Here is a 14,992-nt window from a genome sequence, read left to right as displayed (position 1 = left end):
AGTAGCCCGCTGCCAGTAACCTATTCCAATTGTTTCCGTCTGAACCGTTTGAATTTACGGCTGACATTGAGCTTGGGAATTCCGACTGCAGCAAGCAACAACAGCCCAGTGATAACAAGCATCGTTTGAGAAGGGATATTGATCAATCCCAAGCCGTACTGGAGGTAGCCGAGTATGAAAACTGCAATAATGGCGCCAACCATCCTGCCTTTGCCCCCCGCTGTGCTGATTCCGCCTAAAGCGACCATTGCAATCACATCCAACTCATACATCGTCGCCACATTCGGCCGCGTGCTGCCCATTCGTGAAGCCAGGAAGATGGCAGTGATGGCAGCCATTATTCCGGCTAATGTGAAAACGATGACCTTGACTTTATCGACTTGGACACCCGAGAACCGGCTGGCTGTCGTGTTATTGCCCATTGCAAATACCTGTCTGCCAAAAGTCGTTTTGTGGAGCAGCAGCGTGAAGACAACCGCAAGCACCGCAAAAACGATCAAGATAAATGGAATGCCGCCGATATTCCCCCAGCCGAAAAAACTGAACCATGCCGGGAAGTTTCCGGAGGCTTGGTCTTCCAAGATGATATAGGCGATGCCCCGGTACAGGATCATGGTTCCGAGCGTTACAATAACTGCCGAAAGCTCCTTGAATTTCACAATCAGCAAGCCGTTTACCAATCCGCAAAGGGCCCCTACAAGCAAACACGCACCAAGCGCCGCGCCCATAGGCAGGCCGAAATCATTGTAGAGCGTCGCCATGATGACCGAAGACAAGGCGACTGTAGAACCGACTGAAATATCAATATCCCTAAGGATCATGATCATGACCATCGGAAAGACGATAAACGCCTTGTCCAGGAAAATCATTGTGGCGTCCCGTAATCCTGCGCCGTTCAAAAAGAAAGGAGAAAGATTGGTATTGATCACCAAGACCAAAAAGAAAACCAAAATCAGCAGCCATTCCCACTGGAGGAAAAATTTCTTCCATGAAAAATCTTGTGTGTCCTTGAGTGTGCGCTGAACATATTCGCTTTGATCAATCGCTTTTTGTGCCATGGTCATATCTTCCTCCTTAGCAAATTGTTTCTGTCTACTCCTCTTTTAACGAGGGCGTTGATAATGACGGCTATCAAAATAATCGATCCCTGTATCGCCATTTGCCAAAAAGGAGAAACATTCATCAATGGAAGAGCATTGTTCAGGATGCCAAGTAAAAACGCGCCTAAGAGGACCCCTGAAATTTTTCCGGAACCGCCTGCGATGCTCACTCCGCCAAGAATACAGGCCGCAATGACAGTCAACTCATAGCCCGAAGCGGTATCTCCTTGGGCGGACGCGAATTTCGAAACCCATAATACCCCGGATAATCCGGACAACCCGCCCATGATCGAATATACGATCAATAAAATTTTCGTCTGATTGATGCCGCTGACTTTCGCGGATTCGGGATTGCTGCCGACAGCATAAATCTGCCTTCCCGTCCTTGTATGGTTGATAAAATAGAAAGCCGTGATATAAATGATTATGGCGATAAACACCAATGTGTTGATGCCTATGATCTTGCTGGTTGCGATGGAAACAAAACTTGCCGGCATCTGGTAGGAGCTGATCCATTGCCCGTCGCTGACCGTATAATTCAGGCCCCTGAAAATATTCATCATTGCCAATGTCGCTATAATTGGAAGAATCCCTATTTTCGCCACCAGAAAACCGATGACAACGCCGCATGCGATCCCGATTGCCGTCCCCATCAAAATTGCCAGAATTGGGTTTAAACCGCTGTAGACACTGACCGTTTGCGCTACAATCATTCCCGATAAAGCAAGGGTGGAACCGATCGATAAATCAATGCCCCTTGTTATCAATACCAGCATCATGCCCAGTGCCAGAATACTGAGGATGGCGGTATTGGTTACCATGTCTGTCAAGTTGCCGATCGTTAAAAAGCTGGCATTTTTTGTTTGGACGACGATGCAAAGCAGGACGATAAAAGCCAATAAACCCAGTTCGCGAAACTTCGAAACCGCCGCCAGTTTGGAAGTTTTCTTCTCCACAGGAAGTTCTGCGGAATTATCTATTACAGATTCGGCCATATGATTCACCTCTTGCCTTTCCTGTCTTATCCGACATTTTTCTTCGGTTTGTCCGCCATTGACGCTTCAAGGATTTTTTCTTGGGTAACCGTTTCCCGGTCGAGAATTGTAGTGATTCTGCCTGCGCGCATCACTGCGATACGGTCGCTCATACCGATTACTTCCAGCATTTCAGATGAAACGAGTATGATTCCATATCCTTGTGCTGCCAGCTCGTTGATGATTTCATAAATGGCTGTCTTTGCTCCGACATCCACCCCTTTTGTCGGCTCATCGAGAATAATGACATCCAATTGAGCAGTCAAAAGCTTCGCTACAGCGACTTTCTGCTGATTGCCTCCCGATAGGGAACTAACAAGATCGAAAATGCTGTTCGCTTTCACATGCATTTTTTCAGCCAGATTTTTTGTGAAAGCATGTTCTTTCTTTTCATTGAGCCAGCCCTTTGTGTCAAACTTTTTCAATGCGGACAACGTAATGTTTCTTCCAATGCTCCATTGAAGCACCAGCCCTTGCAGCTGCCTGTCTTCAGGCAAATAGCCGATTCCCAGCCTAATGGCCTCTTTCGGGCTTTGGATATTGACCTTTTGCCCTTTCAATTCGATTGTTCCTTTGTCGTAAGGCATGATTCCAAATAGCGCCTGGCATACTTCCGTTCTTCCAGCTCCCACGAGACCTGTCAAACCCAGGATTTCCCCCTTGCGGAGCGTAAATGAAATATCAGCGAAATACCCAGCCTTGCTGAGCCCTTCCACTTCCAGAAGCTTCTCCCCCAATTCCCCGTTCCGGTCCGGGAACACTTGATTGATTTCACGGCCGACCATTGCAACTATCAATGCATCATTGGAAATTTCGTTGATCCCCCAAGAACCGATATACTTGGCATCCCGCAGCACGGTAACTTGTGAAGCAAGCCGGTACATGTCTTCAAAACGGTGCGAGATAAAAATGATCGATGCGCCCCGGTCGCGCAAGCTTTCAGCAATCTTGTAAAGCTCTTCGCTTTCCCTTGATGTTAAAGCGGCTGTCGGTTCATCCATAATGATGATTCGGGCATGGGTTGAAATGGCCTTGGCAATTTCAACGATTTGCTGCTGCGCTACACTCAAAGACCCCATTTCAGCTTTCGGATCAATAGATGAACTTAACGACCGCAAAACCTTTCTTGCTTCTTCGTGCATTTCTTTCCAAAGCAAACGGCCAGTAAGCTTATGAGTTTTTTCATGCCCCATAAATATATTTTCAGTGACGCTCAAATCGGGGTAATTTGTAACATGCTGATAAATTGCGGCTATTCCTACCGCTTGGGCATCGTTCGGGCTTGAGAATTCGACCTTTTCCCCGTTCAGGAAAATCTCTCCTTCATCCGGTGCATGGACGCCTGTAATCACTTTGATAAATGTGGATTTTCCTGCGCCGTTCTCGCCCATCAATGCATGAATCTCTCCCGGTTTCAGTTTGAAATGCACATTGTCCAAAGCTGTAACTCCCGGAAATCTTTTGGTTATCCCTTTCAGTTCCAAAACGTATTCAGACATGATTTCACTCCCAAACATATAGTAGTTTTGCGGCACCCTTGGATTGTTAGCGCTTTCATAAAGATTATCTTTTTTCCGGAAATTCAGTAAGGAGAGGATTTTCGGAAAAAGGTGGGCATTTCTCTGTTTGTTTTTGTTTGCACTAAAAAAACCCCCATTTCTGAGGGTTTTTTAAGCTTTCAATTTTTCTTTGTATTTGGAAGGGAGCTCTCCATAATATTTCTTGAACAATTTGCTGAAGTATTTTGTATCTGCATATCCCACTTCCTCAGAAATCTCATACACTTTCAAGTTCGTCGTAAGAAGCAATTCCCTGGCTTTGTTGATCCGGCTCCTCGTTACATAGTCGAGTACCGTTTCCCCCGTTTCATTCTTGAAGCATTCACAGAAGTAGGTGGGATTCATGTAGACTTGCCCGGCGATTTTTTCAATTGTGATGTTCTCCCTTAGATTTTCCAAAATCCATTCTTTCGCTACGCTTGTTTCGTTATGGACCTTTTCTTTGTTCATGGCCGATAGTTTTTGATAAACCGCCAGAACCCAATTTTCCAGTTCCCATCTCAGCTCTTCCATGTTTTTCGTTTTTCTTAGCAAATTCGCCGTATCATGAACGTCCAGCAAGCCGTTATTTATGCGGGGGGTGCATTTGATCACATAGTTTATCAGCTGTATGCTGAGCGACTGCAGAAAAAACTCCGTTTCGCTGGATAGGCGCAACGACTGCAGCTCGTCTGTAAACAACCCAAGCCGCTTTTTCAGTTCGGTCTCATTCATCCGCTCTAATGCTTGAATGATTTGCTGGATCAACTGCTGCAGTTTCCCTGCATTTCTCAACTCGCCATCCATCGTAAGAATTTCGTTCGAATCCTGCAGCAGGATTTGGTTATTCCCAAAAACAGAACGGAACCGCATGAGCGCCAATACATCGTTGGCGGTTGTTTGCAGGCACGCTAAATCTGCAAAGGATTGGCTGATTGCAACCGAATTCGTAAAAGGCAAGAGATTTTGGACATTGCTTTGAAGCTTGTAGACAAAATTCCTGATTTCCTCTTTGAATTCTTCTTCGCTTTCATCTTCTTTGCTGCAGAGCAACGACCAAAAACAGGAAGTTTCCCCCCGCCATTCCCAATATTCCCTTTCGCTCCGCTGAAGAAGTTCGCAAATGATATTTTCGTTTGCAAGGACCCATGTATGCCACTCCTCCTTCGGCATGGTCCGGGAATAGCTTAGCGGCTGATCAATCGCAATCTGGATCAACGCATAAGTTCCTTTCGGAAAATCGCTTGTCCAATCGACCAGAGAAATGTCAAATTCAAACCCCTTTGTCGCCTCGTTCAATTTTTCCACTTGTTTGATATAGTCCAGTTTTCTGGCTTCACTTTGCAGAAGGCCAACTTGTTCCTGTTCTTCCCATTGTTTTTTCACTTTGCATTTGAGCACTTCCAGCTGTTTTCTGAATTCCTCACGGTCAATCGGCTTCAATATATAATCCAGTGCACCTTCTCTCAGAGCAACCTGCAAATAATTGAAATCATCAAACCCGCTGATGACAACAGGATTGAAAAAAGCCATTTCCTTCATTCTTTTGATCAAGGCAAGCCCATCCATCACCGGCATTCGGATATCCGTAAGCAAAACGTCAAACTCAAAAGACTCTTTTTCGAATGCTTCAATCAGTTCAATTCCATCGCCGAACGACGCTATAACTTCCCAGTCTTCCCCGCAGGACAACACCAGCTTTTCAATTCCCCGCCGGATGCGGCTTTCATCGTCAACAATGACCGTTTTAATTTTCTTTGAGCTCATGGCAGCCTCCTTCAGAGCCATTTTTAAGAACCGGAATCCTGATTTCGACTTCTGTTCCCTGGTCAACGCCGCTTATGATATCCAGGCCAAAGCCGCTGCCGAAATTCATGGCGATGCGTGCATGGACGTTGCTCAGCCCAAAATGCGAGTCCCGCTTGGCCATTGGATCTGAAGCCAGTGTCCGCTGAATGTCTGCAAGCGTCTCTTTTTTGATGCCTGATCCGTTATCTTTTACCTTGAAAGCTATTTCTTCAGAACCTTCATTGCCGGGAACCAAGCAGACTCCGATTTCAATGGTTGTAACGCGTCCATACGCGAGGCCGTGTTTAACGGCATTTTCAACAATCGGCTGCAAGACGAACTTTGGCGTATAGTAGTTTTGGGATTCTATTTTTTCCTGAATGGAAAAATCGAATTTTTCCTCAAAGCGGATTTTTTGAATCGTCAAATAATCTTTTACATGCAGCAGCTCATCTGCAATCGGCACCAGCGCTTCTTTATTGCCGATTGAAAAGCGAAGCATCCTCCCGAGCAGCGTCACCATTTCTATGACCGTGTCTTTTTCGTCATCTTCCACTGACATGGCAATCGTTTCCAGTGTGTTGTACATAAAATGCGGATTGATCTGGGATTGCAAGGCATAAAGTTCCGCTTCTTTTTGCTTCAGCTCGATTTGGTAATTTTCACGGATAAGGTCCTTGATTTCCGTTACCATGGAATTGAAGTTGTTTGCGAGCATCCCCACTTCATCGGTTGTCCCGATGGCCAGATCCACATCAAAATCCCCTTTTTCAACCCGCTTCATGACACTGGTCAACCGGTTAAGCGGACTTGATACATTCCAGGCCAGCAGAATGGAGATCACGGTGCTCATGGCAACAAAGACAAGAAAAACCGCGATTGTGGCATTTCGGACCAGATCGGTTTGTTCCGTCAAGTTTCCCGCTAAAACACTGTGCGCTAAAGTCCAGCCGGTTTCATCCATATGATTCAAGCTGATCAGCCGGCTTGCGTCTTCCTGGGTCGTCCGGAAACTGCCGTTTATTTGGGGGTACATGGCAAATTCCCGGTCAATCGTCCGGATTTTCGAAGGATTTGTATGGTAAATAACCCTGCCTTCTTTGTTCATCATCCACAGGTCGGCTTTGCCTTCCTCACTCATTTCATTTATGACATCTTCAAAAAAAGTGACGTTGACTGCTATGAGGACGGTGCCTAGGTCGGTTCGGTTCTCAAGATCGGTAAGTTGTTTCATGATGAGAACAAAGGGCGGATTCCCTTCGAAACGCAGCGAAGTCTGATGCGGCAGAACGAATATATCATCAGTTTTCAATTGGATATCCTGCCCATACGATTGGGAATAATCCATCAGCCCAAAGTTGGTATGCGGAATTTTAGTGCTCTGGAAAATACGGTTTTTCGATATTACAAAAACACCCAAAATGTCCTGGCTGCCTCCGTTGATGAAGGTTCTTGATAAGTAGCTGTTAACAGTGAATTCGTCCTGCAAAAGCGATGAACGGCTTTGATGTGCATCCTTCCTCAGCACTTCCACCACTTCATCCGAGTTGTAGAGCAGGTCGGGAAATTTTCTGAGTTCCCTTATTTGGTTGGCGATGTTTTCATTCGCTTGTTCCAGCAGCTTTGGAATATATTCGCCCACTTGTTCTTCGATGGATTTCGTGTACTGGCTGTAAGCGATATACCCCAATAGGGAGATTGGTATAACCGTCAACAATACATAGGTGACGATCAATTTGGTCCTTAGCCGGTAATTTTTGAATTTCATCAGTTTAGAAATCATATTGATCCACATTCTCTTTTGTAAAATCCATCGGGTCTCCCATAATCACCATATTGTTGATCATCCGTATCTTCCCCACCTTGGCGATGTCCTGCCAGTCAAAAGGCTCTATGCCATTCACCGCATTGTTGGTTAATGCCACTGTCAAATACCCTAACTTTTTCGGGCTCCATAGCGTAATAATCTGGGCTGAGCCGTCTTTCAAGTATTCGTTCATCGGATTGGGCGATGATAGCCCCACCACTGCAACTTCCCCTTCCTTTCCAAGCTCTTTCACCGCTCGGGCGGCTGCTGGCGGCCCGACCGACGAATTGCCGATAATGCCTTTCAGGCCAGGGTACTTCTTCAGCAGCTTTTTTGCTGATGCATATGCGCGCTGGGAATTATCGTCATTTGCCGACACTTCGACCAAGGTCATGTCCGGGTAATGCTCTTTTTGATGAACTTTTATCCAATGCAGCCATGTGTTCAAGTTGGCGGCGGATAAAGCGCCCGTCAATACGGCAAACTCCCCTTTTTCATCCGTATTCCATGCCAGCGTATCCATCAGATGTCGGCCGAGCGTTTCAGGATCCACCATGTTGATAAAAAAGTCCCTTGCTTCCGGGATCGTATCGGAATCCCATGTAACCACACTGATGCCCTTTTCTTTTGCCTCCAATAAGACAGGAGCCAATTCTTCAGGATCGTTTGCCGAAACGGCAATCGCATCGACCTCCTCTTCTATCAGCTTCTCAATGATCAAGATCTGCTGGGCGGCATCCGCAAAAGCGGGCCCTTCGTATAGAAGATTGATTCCCAAATCTTCCGCCGCTTCGATTGCACCTTCTTCCGCTGCGTTAAAATAAGGGATGTTTGCCACTTTAGGGATAACCGCTATGGTAATTTGCTCTTCTTGTTCCGCTGCCGTCTTTTCATGCACCACTTCGTCCATCGAATAGATAACATCATATTTCCCGGTATTGGCAGAAGGCATTGCGCAAGCGCTTACAATAGACAAGGTGCAAACAAAACTGAAAAATAATTTCATGGGGTGAATGCACGCTCCTTCCCGTCCATTATAAATACAACAAGCCCGGTCTATCCGGAGGCAATTTTGAATTTACGGTTATTTTAACACTTTTCAGACAACTTAGCTCTACCTTTTTTAGAGGCCCATCCCAAAAAAAGGCTGCTTTCAGCCTCCATTTGGGATGGGGAAGGGAATTTCTTCATAATGTCACATGCTTTACATTCAACAGGTCCCCCACTTTTTCAAAAAGGTTCGCATTGCTTCCGATGGACAATGCGCAGTGATGGGTCGGTGCTTCCATGAACCACTGCTCCATGAATTCATCCGGGTGCTTGGAAAATTTTACAGGCGTCTGCGTGTTTCCGACTTGCATAGTTTCTCCAGCCGTCGACTCGCCTTCGCCCATAATCAGCTTGAGATTGCCATCGCCGGTTTGGGTGACATTCAAAATGGTTACCGCCCCGGTTTGGACTTTTGCTTCCACTGATACTCCGGTTCCTTGTTTTCCATGATAAAGCCCCATTCCCCGTAAAATCGGCTTGCCTTCGGAGATTGCAATATGGAAAGGTCCGTCATGCCCCAGCAGAATCGTTTCCGCGTCGTAATCGACCGTCATCACTTCGGAAAAGCTCCCGCCTGTCCCAAGAATATCCGCAATTTTCATGCCGACGGCCGTTTTTAAATCACCTTCACCTGCACACGGAATGCCTTTTGCTGTCAGCAAGGAATGGCCGACGATAAAACCGGCTTGGAGCTGCTCGAAATGGCTGCCGGGCGAACCATGGTAATAATAAGCCAACGCATCCAGATCAAACTCCTTCACCATTTTTTCCTGCGCCGCCGCAACTCTGCAAGACCACTCCAACTGTTCTTGCGTCGGCTTTCTGGCTATCGGATCCGATTGGGAGTCGCCGCTGATTTCAAACATGGCGCGGACTTCTTCCAGCTTCCCTTTCACGTCCTTTTCCGCGACATCCCTAAACAGCATATCAAGGTCCCCCATTTCCATAACCTCTACATGAAGGCCTGTCTGTGCTTGGATCATTGTGAAGTCACTGTACATGTCAAGCATGCCGTTGTAGGTGTTCCCCAAAAATCCAAACCGGCTTTCGCGCAGTGTACGGGGAACTGCCGCTGCACGAATCCATTCTTCAATTTTCTTCCATGCGCGTACCGCTTCTTTGCGTCCATTCGTTTTTTCATTTGCCAGCGAAATTTCCGGTGTTTCTTCAAGCCCGAGCAATCCATTGACCACCCGGAACGGAATCTTCGCACGGTTGAAGGCATTTGAAATTTCCGGTACAGGACAAGCTCCGCAATGCGCGAGCCACTCACCGGTCGTGGTTTGCTGATAATTGATTTTTGCCGTCGGCTGCAAGTTCAAAATAACTGCAGGAGCTTTACAAATCTGGTGGACAGGCAGCACCGCCGAACTTGTTGAATACGTAGCAGAATGGCAGAAAATCAAATCGACGTTCTTCTCATTGAACCAGTAGCCGGCTGTTCGGGCCTCCGCTTCCGTATCGACCAGTCCGTAATTATAAATTTCCCCGTACTCAGCCATCTTTTTCTCCAAAAAATCCCCGTAGCCTTCCATTCTTTCCTTCAATCCCGGAAATTGGCCCCAATAAGCCTTCAAGCCAATCGTATAGAGACCTATACGCGCTTTTTTTGGCGATTTGATCGGTTGAAACTTCATATCAAATTCCTCCTTCAAATAAAATCCTGTGATTTTCACTCATTGTATCCGTTTACATTACCCGCTGCATCCTATAATGTTGTTTAAAAATAACAGAATCTTGCGGAGGTCTTCGATGGCACATTACCGAGAACAGGCAGCCCATAATTGGACAGAGGATTCAATCCGCCTTATTGCTACGCCAAGCCAGCTTGCCAGAAATTCTTTTTTCTATGTGGAGGAAGCAGGCTATTTCCGTACTCAGCCTGGTTATTTTACGGAGAGGGAAGAACTGAACTCCTTCCTGATAGCAATCACTTTGGCCGGAACAGGCATTTTGAAATTCAACGGAAAACAGTACAAGTTAAAGGCGGATCAAGCGTTTTTCATCCATTGCATGGATTATCAATATTACGCAACAGATGAGCGCGACTTATGGGAGTTCAGCTGGGTGCATTTGAACGGAGCAGCCATCAGCGGTTATTACCACTATTTCCAACTGTCTGAGTCACCCGTTGTCACGCTGAAAAATCCTGGAGCCGCAAAATCTGATTTGCAGGAGCTGATACGGCTGCACAGAGAATTCACCCCTTATTCAGAACCCCTAATTTCAAAGATATTAACGGATCTCTTGACCGAAATCCTGTATTCCGCCGGCAATTTTCTGGACGCTGGCGATGCCTTCCCTGATTCCGTGAAACCGATCATGCGCTATTTGGAGCAGCACTTTAACGAACCATTGTCGCTCGGGCACTTAGCGGCACATTTCAACATCAGCAAGTACCACCTGGCAAGAGAGTTCAAAAAACATTCCGGCCTCAGCCCGAACGAATTCCTGATTTCTTGCCGAATCGCTTACGCAAAAAATTCGCTGAAATATTCAAATGAGCCGGTGGCGGCCATTGCAGAAAAAGTTGGCGTCCCGAATGTCAGCCACTTTATCAACTTATTCAAACAACGGGTTGGGACTACACCGCTTGCCTACCGTAAAAGCTGGCGGCCATCGCAATGATTTAGAGCGATCCCTCCTCTTGCGAAAGACAAGAGAACCGGCAAGAAAGCTCCCTGCCCCAAGGCAAAACAACGTTATTCCTGCATGTTCCCACAAAAACTTCATTGCTTGAAAACCCTTTGGCATCAATGGCTGGCGAGCCCTTTCTCCCTTCCTGTGCACATTAAATGTTTATTATGCAGAAGGCCCTGGGTAAACTACCATTACCTGAGTTCAAGGGTATCCAACATTACAAGGAGGAATTCACCATGGCTAGAAAAGACAATACATTTATCGGAGTATTTGACACACAAGCGGAAGTTTTAAGCAAAGTGACGGAACTTAAAGCACAAGGCTACAACGAAAATGATATGTATGTTGTTGGCCAAGATGAAAACTCGTTTTCAATGGTCCAAAACCAGACAGACGTTCATGTAGACTCCACTGGAGATGGCCAAAACGGAAACCAAGGATTCATGGGGAAATTCATGTCAGCACTTTCTGGCGATTCTTCTACAGGAGCGTTCAACGGCATGGGATTAGATCGTGACGAGGAAGATGAATACTACCGCCAAGTGCAAAACGGCAAACTTGTATTATATGTAGACAGTGATTATGGCGAGTCGTATGACCGCTATAGCCAAAGCTATAACAGTTCTTCGGGAACTGGCCATACTTCAAGCGAAACGGCTGCTGGATTCGGTTCCGGCACAACTTCCGGATTAACATCGAATGACCGGGATACATTTGGATCATCAAACGATACAGACGGCACATTCGGCTCCACTTCTTCGGACCGCGGAAACACATTCGGGTCGACTTCAGACACTGACAGCACATTCGGTTCCACATCTGGAACTGCAGGCAGCACATTCGACTCGTCAAGAGACGAAGCGAATTTGACAGATGAAGAACGCTTGCGCCTTCATGAAGAACGTTTGAATGTCGGCAAAGAACGCGTGCAAACTGGCGAAGTGAATGTCGGCAAACATGTCGTCGAGGAAAACCAATCAATCGAAGTACCGGTTGAACGCGAAGAAGTATATGTGGAGCGCCGTCCGGTAAACGAAGAAGTAACGGGCACAGACGCTTTCCGTGATACCAACGACACAATCCATGTACCGGTTTCGGAAGAACGTGTAAACGTAACGAAGAAAGACGTTGTCTCTGAAGAGATTGTCGTCGGCAAGAAGAAAGTCCAGGACACTGAACAGGTGAACGAAACTGTCCGCCGTGAAGTTGCGGATATCGACGAAGACGACAATACGACAAACACTACAGATCGCAACAACAAAGGATTCTAATAAAATCTAAGTAAGATAAAAAATGCCGGGAGAAATCCCGGCGTTTTTTATTTGCCGCTCTTTATAAACCCAAAATAAAAAATGCACTCGTTTTACGAGTGCATTTGGGTCAAAGTTTGGTTATCAGCTGTTGAGCAGCCAAATTAAAGTTCGGAACTGAGGACGATGTCGCCTTGGGGCAATTCGTTGCCCGCTTGCGGTTCGCGCGTAATGGCTATCGTGTCCCAGCCTTCGGTATTTTCTTCTAGACTAAAGTATGCGGCACCTTCACCATTGGGGTTCGGCTTGAAAGCGCCGGCGGGAATCGGCTGCCCTTCTTTCAGCAGCCATACTTGATAAATCTCATCGCCTTGCAGTTCTTCGAGGCCTTCAGCCGATACGACCACATCAAGCGCCTCGTCTTCACGGATCAATTTCACTTGCGCCGCTCCTTCAAACAGTTCGCTCGGCTGGAGATTGACCTCCCGCATCGCTGTTTCCGTTTCCGGTTGATCGGAAAGCTGGAGAAACGCATAAGCATTGCCGAGCAATGACAGCAGAAGCACTGCGGCAATAAGCGGCGTCCACCAATTGCGTCTTGGCGTCCGTTTAGCCATCGGCACTGCTGCCGGCTTCGGTTCAAGCTGCTGTTCTTCTGTCACATCTTCTTCAAAAACTTTCGCCAAAATCCGTGTTTTCATCTCCGCAGGCGGTTCAATCGGTTCAGCAAGGTAAGGGAGCTCGCCTGTCAATTCTATAATTTGCTGACAATCAGCACAGTTTTTAAGGTGATTTTCAAATTCGCGGATTTCCTCTTCGGAAAACGTTCCATTCAAATAATCCACTACGTATTCACAATCCATTTTAGTCATCAATAGCCCCCCTTTCTTGCACACCGTGCAGTGATTTTTTTAGTTTTTTCAGCGCCAGCCTGATCCTGCTTTTAACTGTTCCAAGCGGGATATCGCAAATACTGGCAATCTTTTCGTGCGTATAGCCTTTAAAATAAAACAGCTGAATCATCTTTTGCTGTTCCCCTGACAGCTCCTGGACAGCAGTTTCAATTTGTTCTTTCTGCTCCTGCCACTCTGCCGCTTCTTCGACTGTGGACTCATTGTTCACCAGCTCGCCGACCTCTTCCAAAGGAACAGTAGGCTTTTTCCGTTTACGGATCAAGTCAATCGCCACATTACGCGACATGGTAAACAACCAAGATGTAAATTTCCCTTTGCTTTCGTTGTATTCCCCTTTGCCTCGCCATATTTTGATAAAGACTTCCTGCAGAGCTTCTTCTGCCAAATCCGGATCTTCAGTCATTTTGACAAGGAAGGAAAAAAGGATTTTCTCATACCGGTCGTACAGCTGTTCGAGCGCTTCTTTGTCTTTCTGCTGTATACGGCCGTAAAGTGTAAAGTCCGAACTTTTCTCCATGGACGTTCCCCTTTTTTAAAATGTCATGCTTCAAGCTTACTACAACTCGTGCGGCAGGTGGAAGCCGCCCATGGAAAAATCTTTGCACTTCATGTATAGAACCTTTCTAACATAACGTTAAAGGAAGCCTTTTAGTTCACTTCTCAACAAGATTTCACGTCTTTGTCACTTTTTGGAACCTGGGCTGTTTTGAATATCACGAATTCCTACTTGTTTAATTGAAGATATATAGGGAACTTCAATTACTAGCAAGCAAAACAAAAAAATAAGAGGAGGAACAGAATTTGGGACATTATATTGAAGTGGAAGCTGGAGTAAAAGTATTTGTGGAAGATATCGGCACCGGGCAGCCTGTCGTTTTTATCCACGGCTGGCCTTTGAACAGCAAATCATTTGAAATGCAGGCAAATGAATTGGCGCTCCAGGGATTCCGGTTTATCGGCATAGACCTGCGCGGATTCGGAAAATCGGACAAGCCATGGTCCGGCTATGATTACGATACACAGGCAAGCGACGTGAAAGCAGTTATCGACCATCTGGGATTAGAGAACTTTGTCCTTGGCGGATTCTCGATGGGGGGTCCTATCGCCATCCGCTATCTGACCAAATATGGCCAGCAAGGCGTGGACAAACTGTTGCTGATGAGTGCGGCGGCTCCGCTATTCACACAGCGGGATGATTTCAATATCAATTTGAAGGCTGAAGAAGTGGATGACATCATCGAACAAATAAAGCAGGACCGCCCCGCTTTCCTGGCGCAGTTTGCTGATATGTTCTTTGAACAGAAAAAGTCGGATGAATTTCTTCACTGGTTCCAGATGCTGGGACTTGAAGCAGGCGCACATTCCACGATCAATGCAGCCATTGCATTGCGCGATGAGGATCTGCGCGGCGAGTTGGCAGGCATTACAGTGCCGACCGCCATTTTCCATGGAAAGAAAGACCAGATCTGCGCCTACGAGCTCGGCGAAGAAATGGAAAAACAAATTCCCGACTCTGTTCTTGTTCCATTCAAGGACAGCGGACATGGCATTAACGGCGATGAGCCGGAACGATTCAATACAGAAATGATCAACTTCCTGAAAAGTTCAGGCGTTAAGTAAATATTCTACATCAACTGCCTGGAAGAGGCGCCATCCGGCGCCTCTTTTTTCAAATTATGGAGATTTCCTCGGCTTTGCCTTATTTCGCTTCAGGCAGCCCCTTTCCTAAGGGATTAAAGCTCCCTTTTTAATCTTTCCACTTCATTTTCTAAAAAATTGATGCGCCGATGAATTCTATAAAAAACAGGTAAATAAGCTATTACTACAACAATCATCCACCCCATCTCTCTCCCCCCTTTTGTCACATATAC

12 protein-coding genes are annotated in these 14,992 nt (G+C 46.4%); 3 read left to right on the top strand and 9 right to left on the bottom strand.

Going from position 1 to position 14,992, the window contains the following annotated elements; translation table 11 throughout:
* Positions 1-20 precede the first annotated feature (20 nt).
* From FQV30_RS02100 to FQV30_RS02070, 7 genes are all read right to left on the bottom strand, one after another.
* A complete protein-coding gene (locus FQV30_RS02100) occupies positions 21-1,064 on the bottom strand; it encodes an ABC transporter permease (RefSeq protein ID WP_255473282.1) in 1,044 nt (347 codons plus the stop codon).
* The gene (locus tag FQV30_RS02095) at positions 1,061-2,095 is read right to left on the bottom strand and encodes an ABC transporter permease (RefSeq protein WP_146498489.1); all 1,035 of its coding nucleotides are present in this window, start codon (positions 2,093-2,095) and stop codon (positions 1,061-1,063) included. Before FQV30_RS02095 ends, FQV30_RS02100 begins: the two co-directional genes overlap by 4 nt.
* 26 nt (positions 2,096-2,121) lie before the next feature.
* On the bottom strand, positions 2,122-3,633 hold the full coding sequence (locus FQV30_RS02090; RefSeq protein ID WP_146498488.1) for a sugar ABC transporter ATP-binding protein: 1,512 nt from the start codon (positions 3,631-3,633) through the stop codon (positions 2,122-2,124).
* A gap of 171 nt (positions 3,634-3,804) precedes the next feature.
* Positions 3,805-5,439 (bottom strand): response regulator transcription factor, encoded by a 1,635-nt coding sequence (locus tag FQV30_RS02085; RefSeq protein WP_186725498.1) that lies wholly within the window; start codon positions 5,437-5,439, stop codon positions 3,805-3,807.
* Positions 5,420-7,243 (bottom strand): cache domain-containing sensor histidine kinase, encoded by a 1,824-nt coding sequence (locus FQV30_RS02080; RefSeq protein ID WP_186725497.1) that lies wholly within the window; start codon positions 7,241-7,243, stop codon positions 5,420-5,422. Before FQV30_RS02080 ends, FQV30_RS02085 begins: the two co-directional genes overlap by 20 nt.
* Positions 7,233-8,273: an autoinducer 2 ABC transporter substrate-binding protein gene (locus FQV30_RS02075; protein ID WP_146498485.1), complete on the bottom strand. Its 1,041-nt coding sequence runs from the start codon at positions 8,271-8,273 to the stop codon at positions 7,233-7,235. The genes FQV30_RS02080 and FQV30_RS02075 overlap by 11 nt, the downstream gene beginning before the upstream one ends.
* A 181-nt stretch (positions 8,274-8,454) precedes the next feature.
* The gene (locus FQV30_RS02070; RefSeq protein WP_146498484.1) at positions 8,455-9,954 is read right to left on the bottom strand and encodes an L-fucose/L-arabinose isomerase family protein; all 1,500 of its coding nucleotides are present in this window, start codon (positions 9,952-9,954) and stop codon (positions 8,455-8,457) included.
* A gap of 115 nt (positions 9,955-10,069) precedes the next feature.
* Between FQV30_RS02070 and FQV30_RS02065 the strand changes: the two genes are divergently transcribed.
* Together FQV30_RS02065 and FQV30_RS02060 are read left to right on the top strand one after the other, a co-directional pair.
* Positions 10,070-10,945 carry a helix-turn-helix domain-containing protein gene (locus FQV30_RS02065; protein ID WP_186725496.1) on the top strand — a complete coding sequence of 292 codons (876 nt, stop codon included), beginning with the start codon at positions 10,070-10,072 and terminating at the stop codon, positions 10,943-10,945.
* 248 nt (positions 10,946-11,193) lie between these two features.
* On the top strand, positions 11,194-12,228 hold the full coding sequence (locus FQV30_RS02060) for a DUF2382 domain-containing protein (protein WP_146498482.1): 1,035 nt from the start codon (positions 11,194-11,196) through the stop codon (positions 12,226-12,228).
* Positions 12,229-12,371: 143 nt separating this feature from the next.
* Here FQV30_RS02060 and FQV30_RS02055 read toward each other — a convergent pair whose 3' ends face one another.
* Together FQV30_RS02055 and FQV30_RS02050 are read right to left on the bottom strand one after the other, a co-directional pair.
* Entirely contained in the window at positions 12,372-13,079 is a 708-nt protein-coding gene (locus FQV30_RS02055) for an anti-sigma factor (RefSeq protein WP_146498481.1), read from the bottom strand.
* Entirely contained in the window at positions 13,072-13,638 is a 567-nt protein-coding gene (locus tag FQV30_RS02050; RefSeq protein ID WP_146498480.1) for an RNA polymerase sigma factor, read from the bottom strand. The genes FQV30_RS02055 and FQV30_RS02050 overlap by 8 nt, the downstream gene beginning before the upstream one ends.
* Positions 13,639-13,922: 284 nt before the next feature.
* Between FQV30_RS02050 and FQV30_RS02045 the strand changes: the two genes are divergently transcribed.
* A complete protein-coding gene (locus tag FQV30_RS02045) occupies positions 13,923-14,741 on the top strand; it encodes an alpha/beta fold hydrolase (RefSeq protein WP_146498479.1) in 819 nt (272 codons plus the stop codon).
* The last annotated feature ends 251 nt before the right edge of the window (positions 14,742-14,992 follow it).

The sequence above is a fragment of the Planomicrobium sp. CPCC 101110 genome (assembly GCF_007859395.1).
Taxonomy (GTDB): Bacteria; Bacillota; Bacilli; order Bacillales_A; family Planococcaceae; genus Planococcus.
This window is presented reverse-complemented; position numbering and strand designations above follow the sequence as displayed.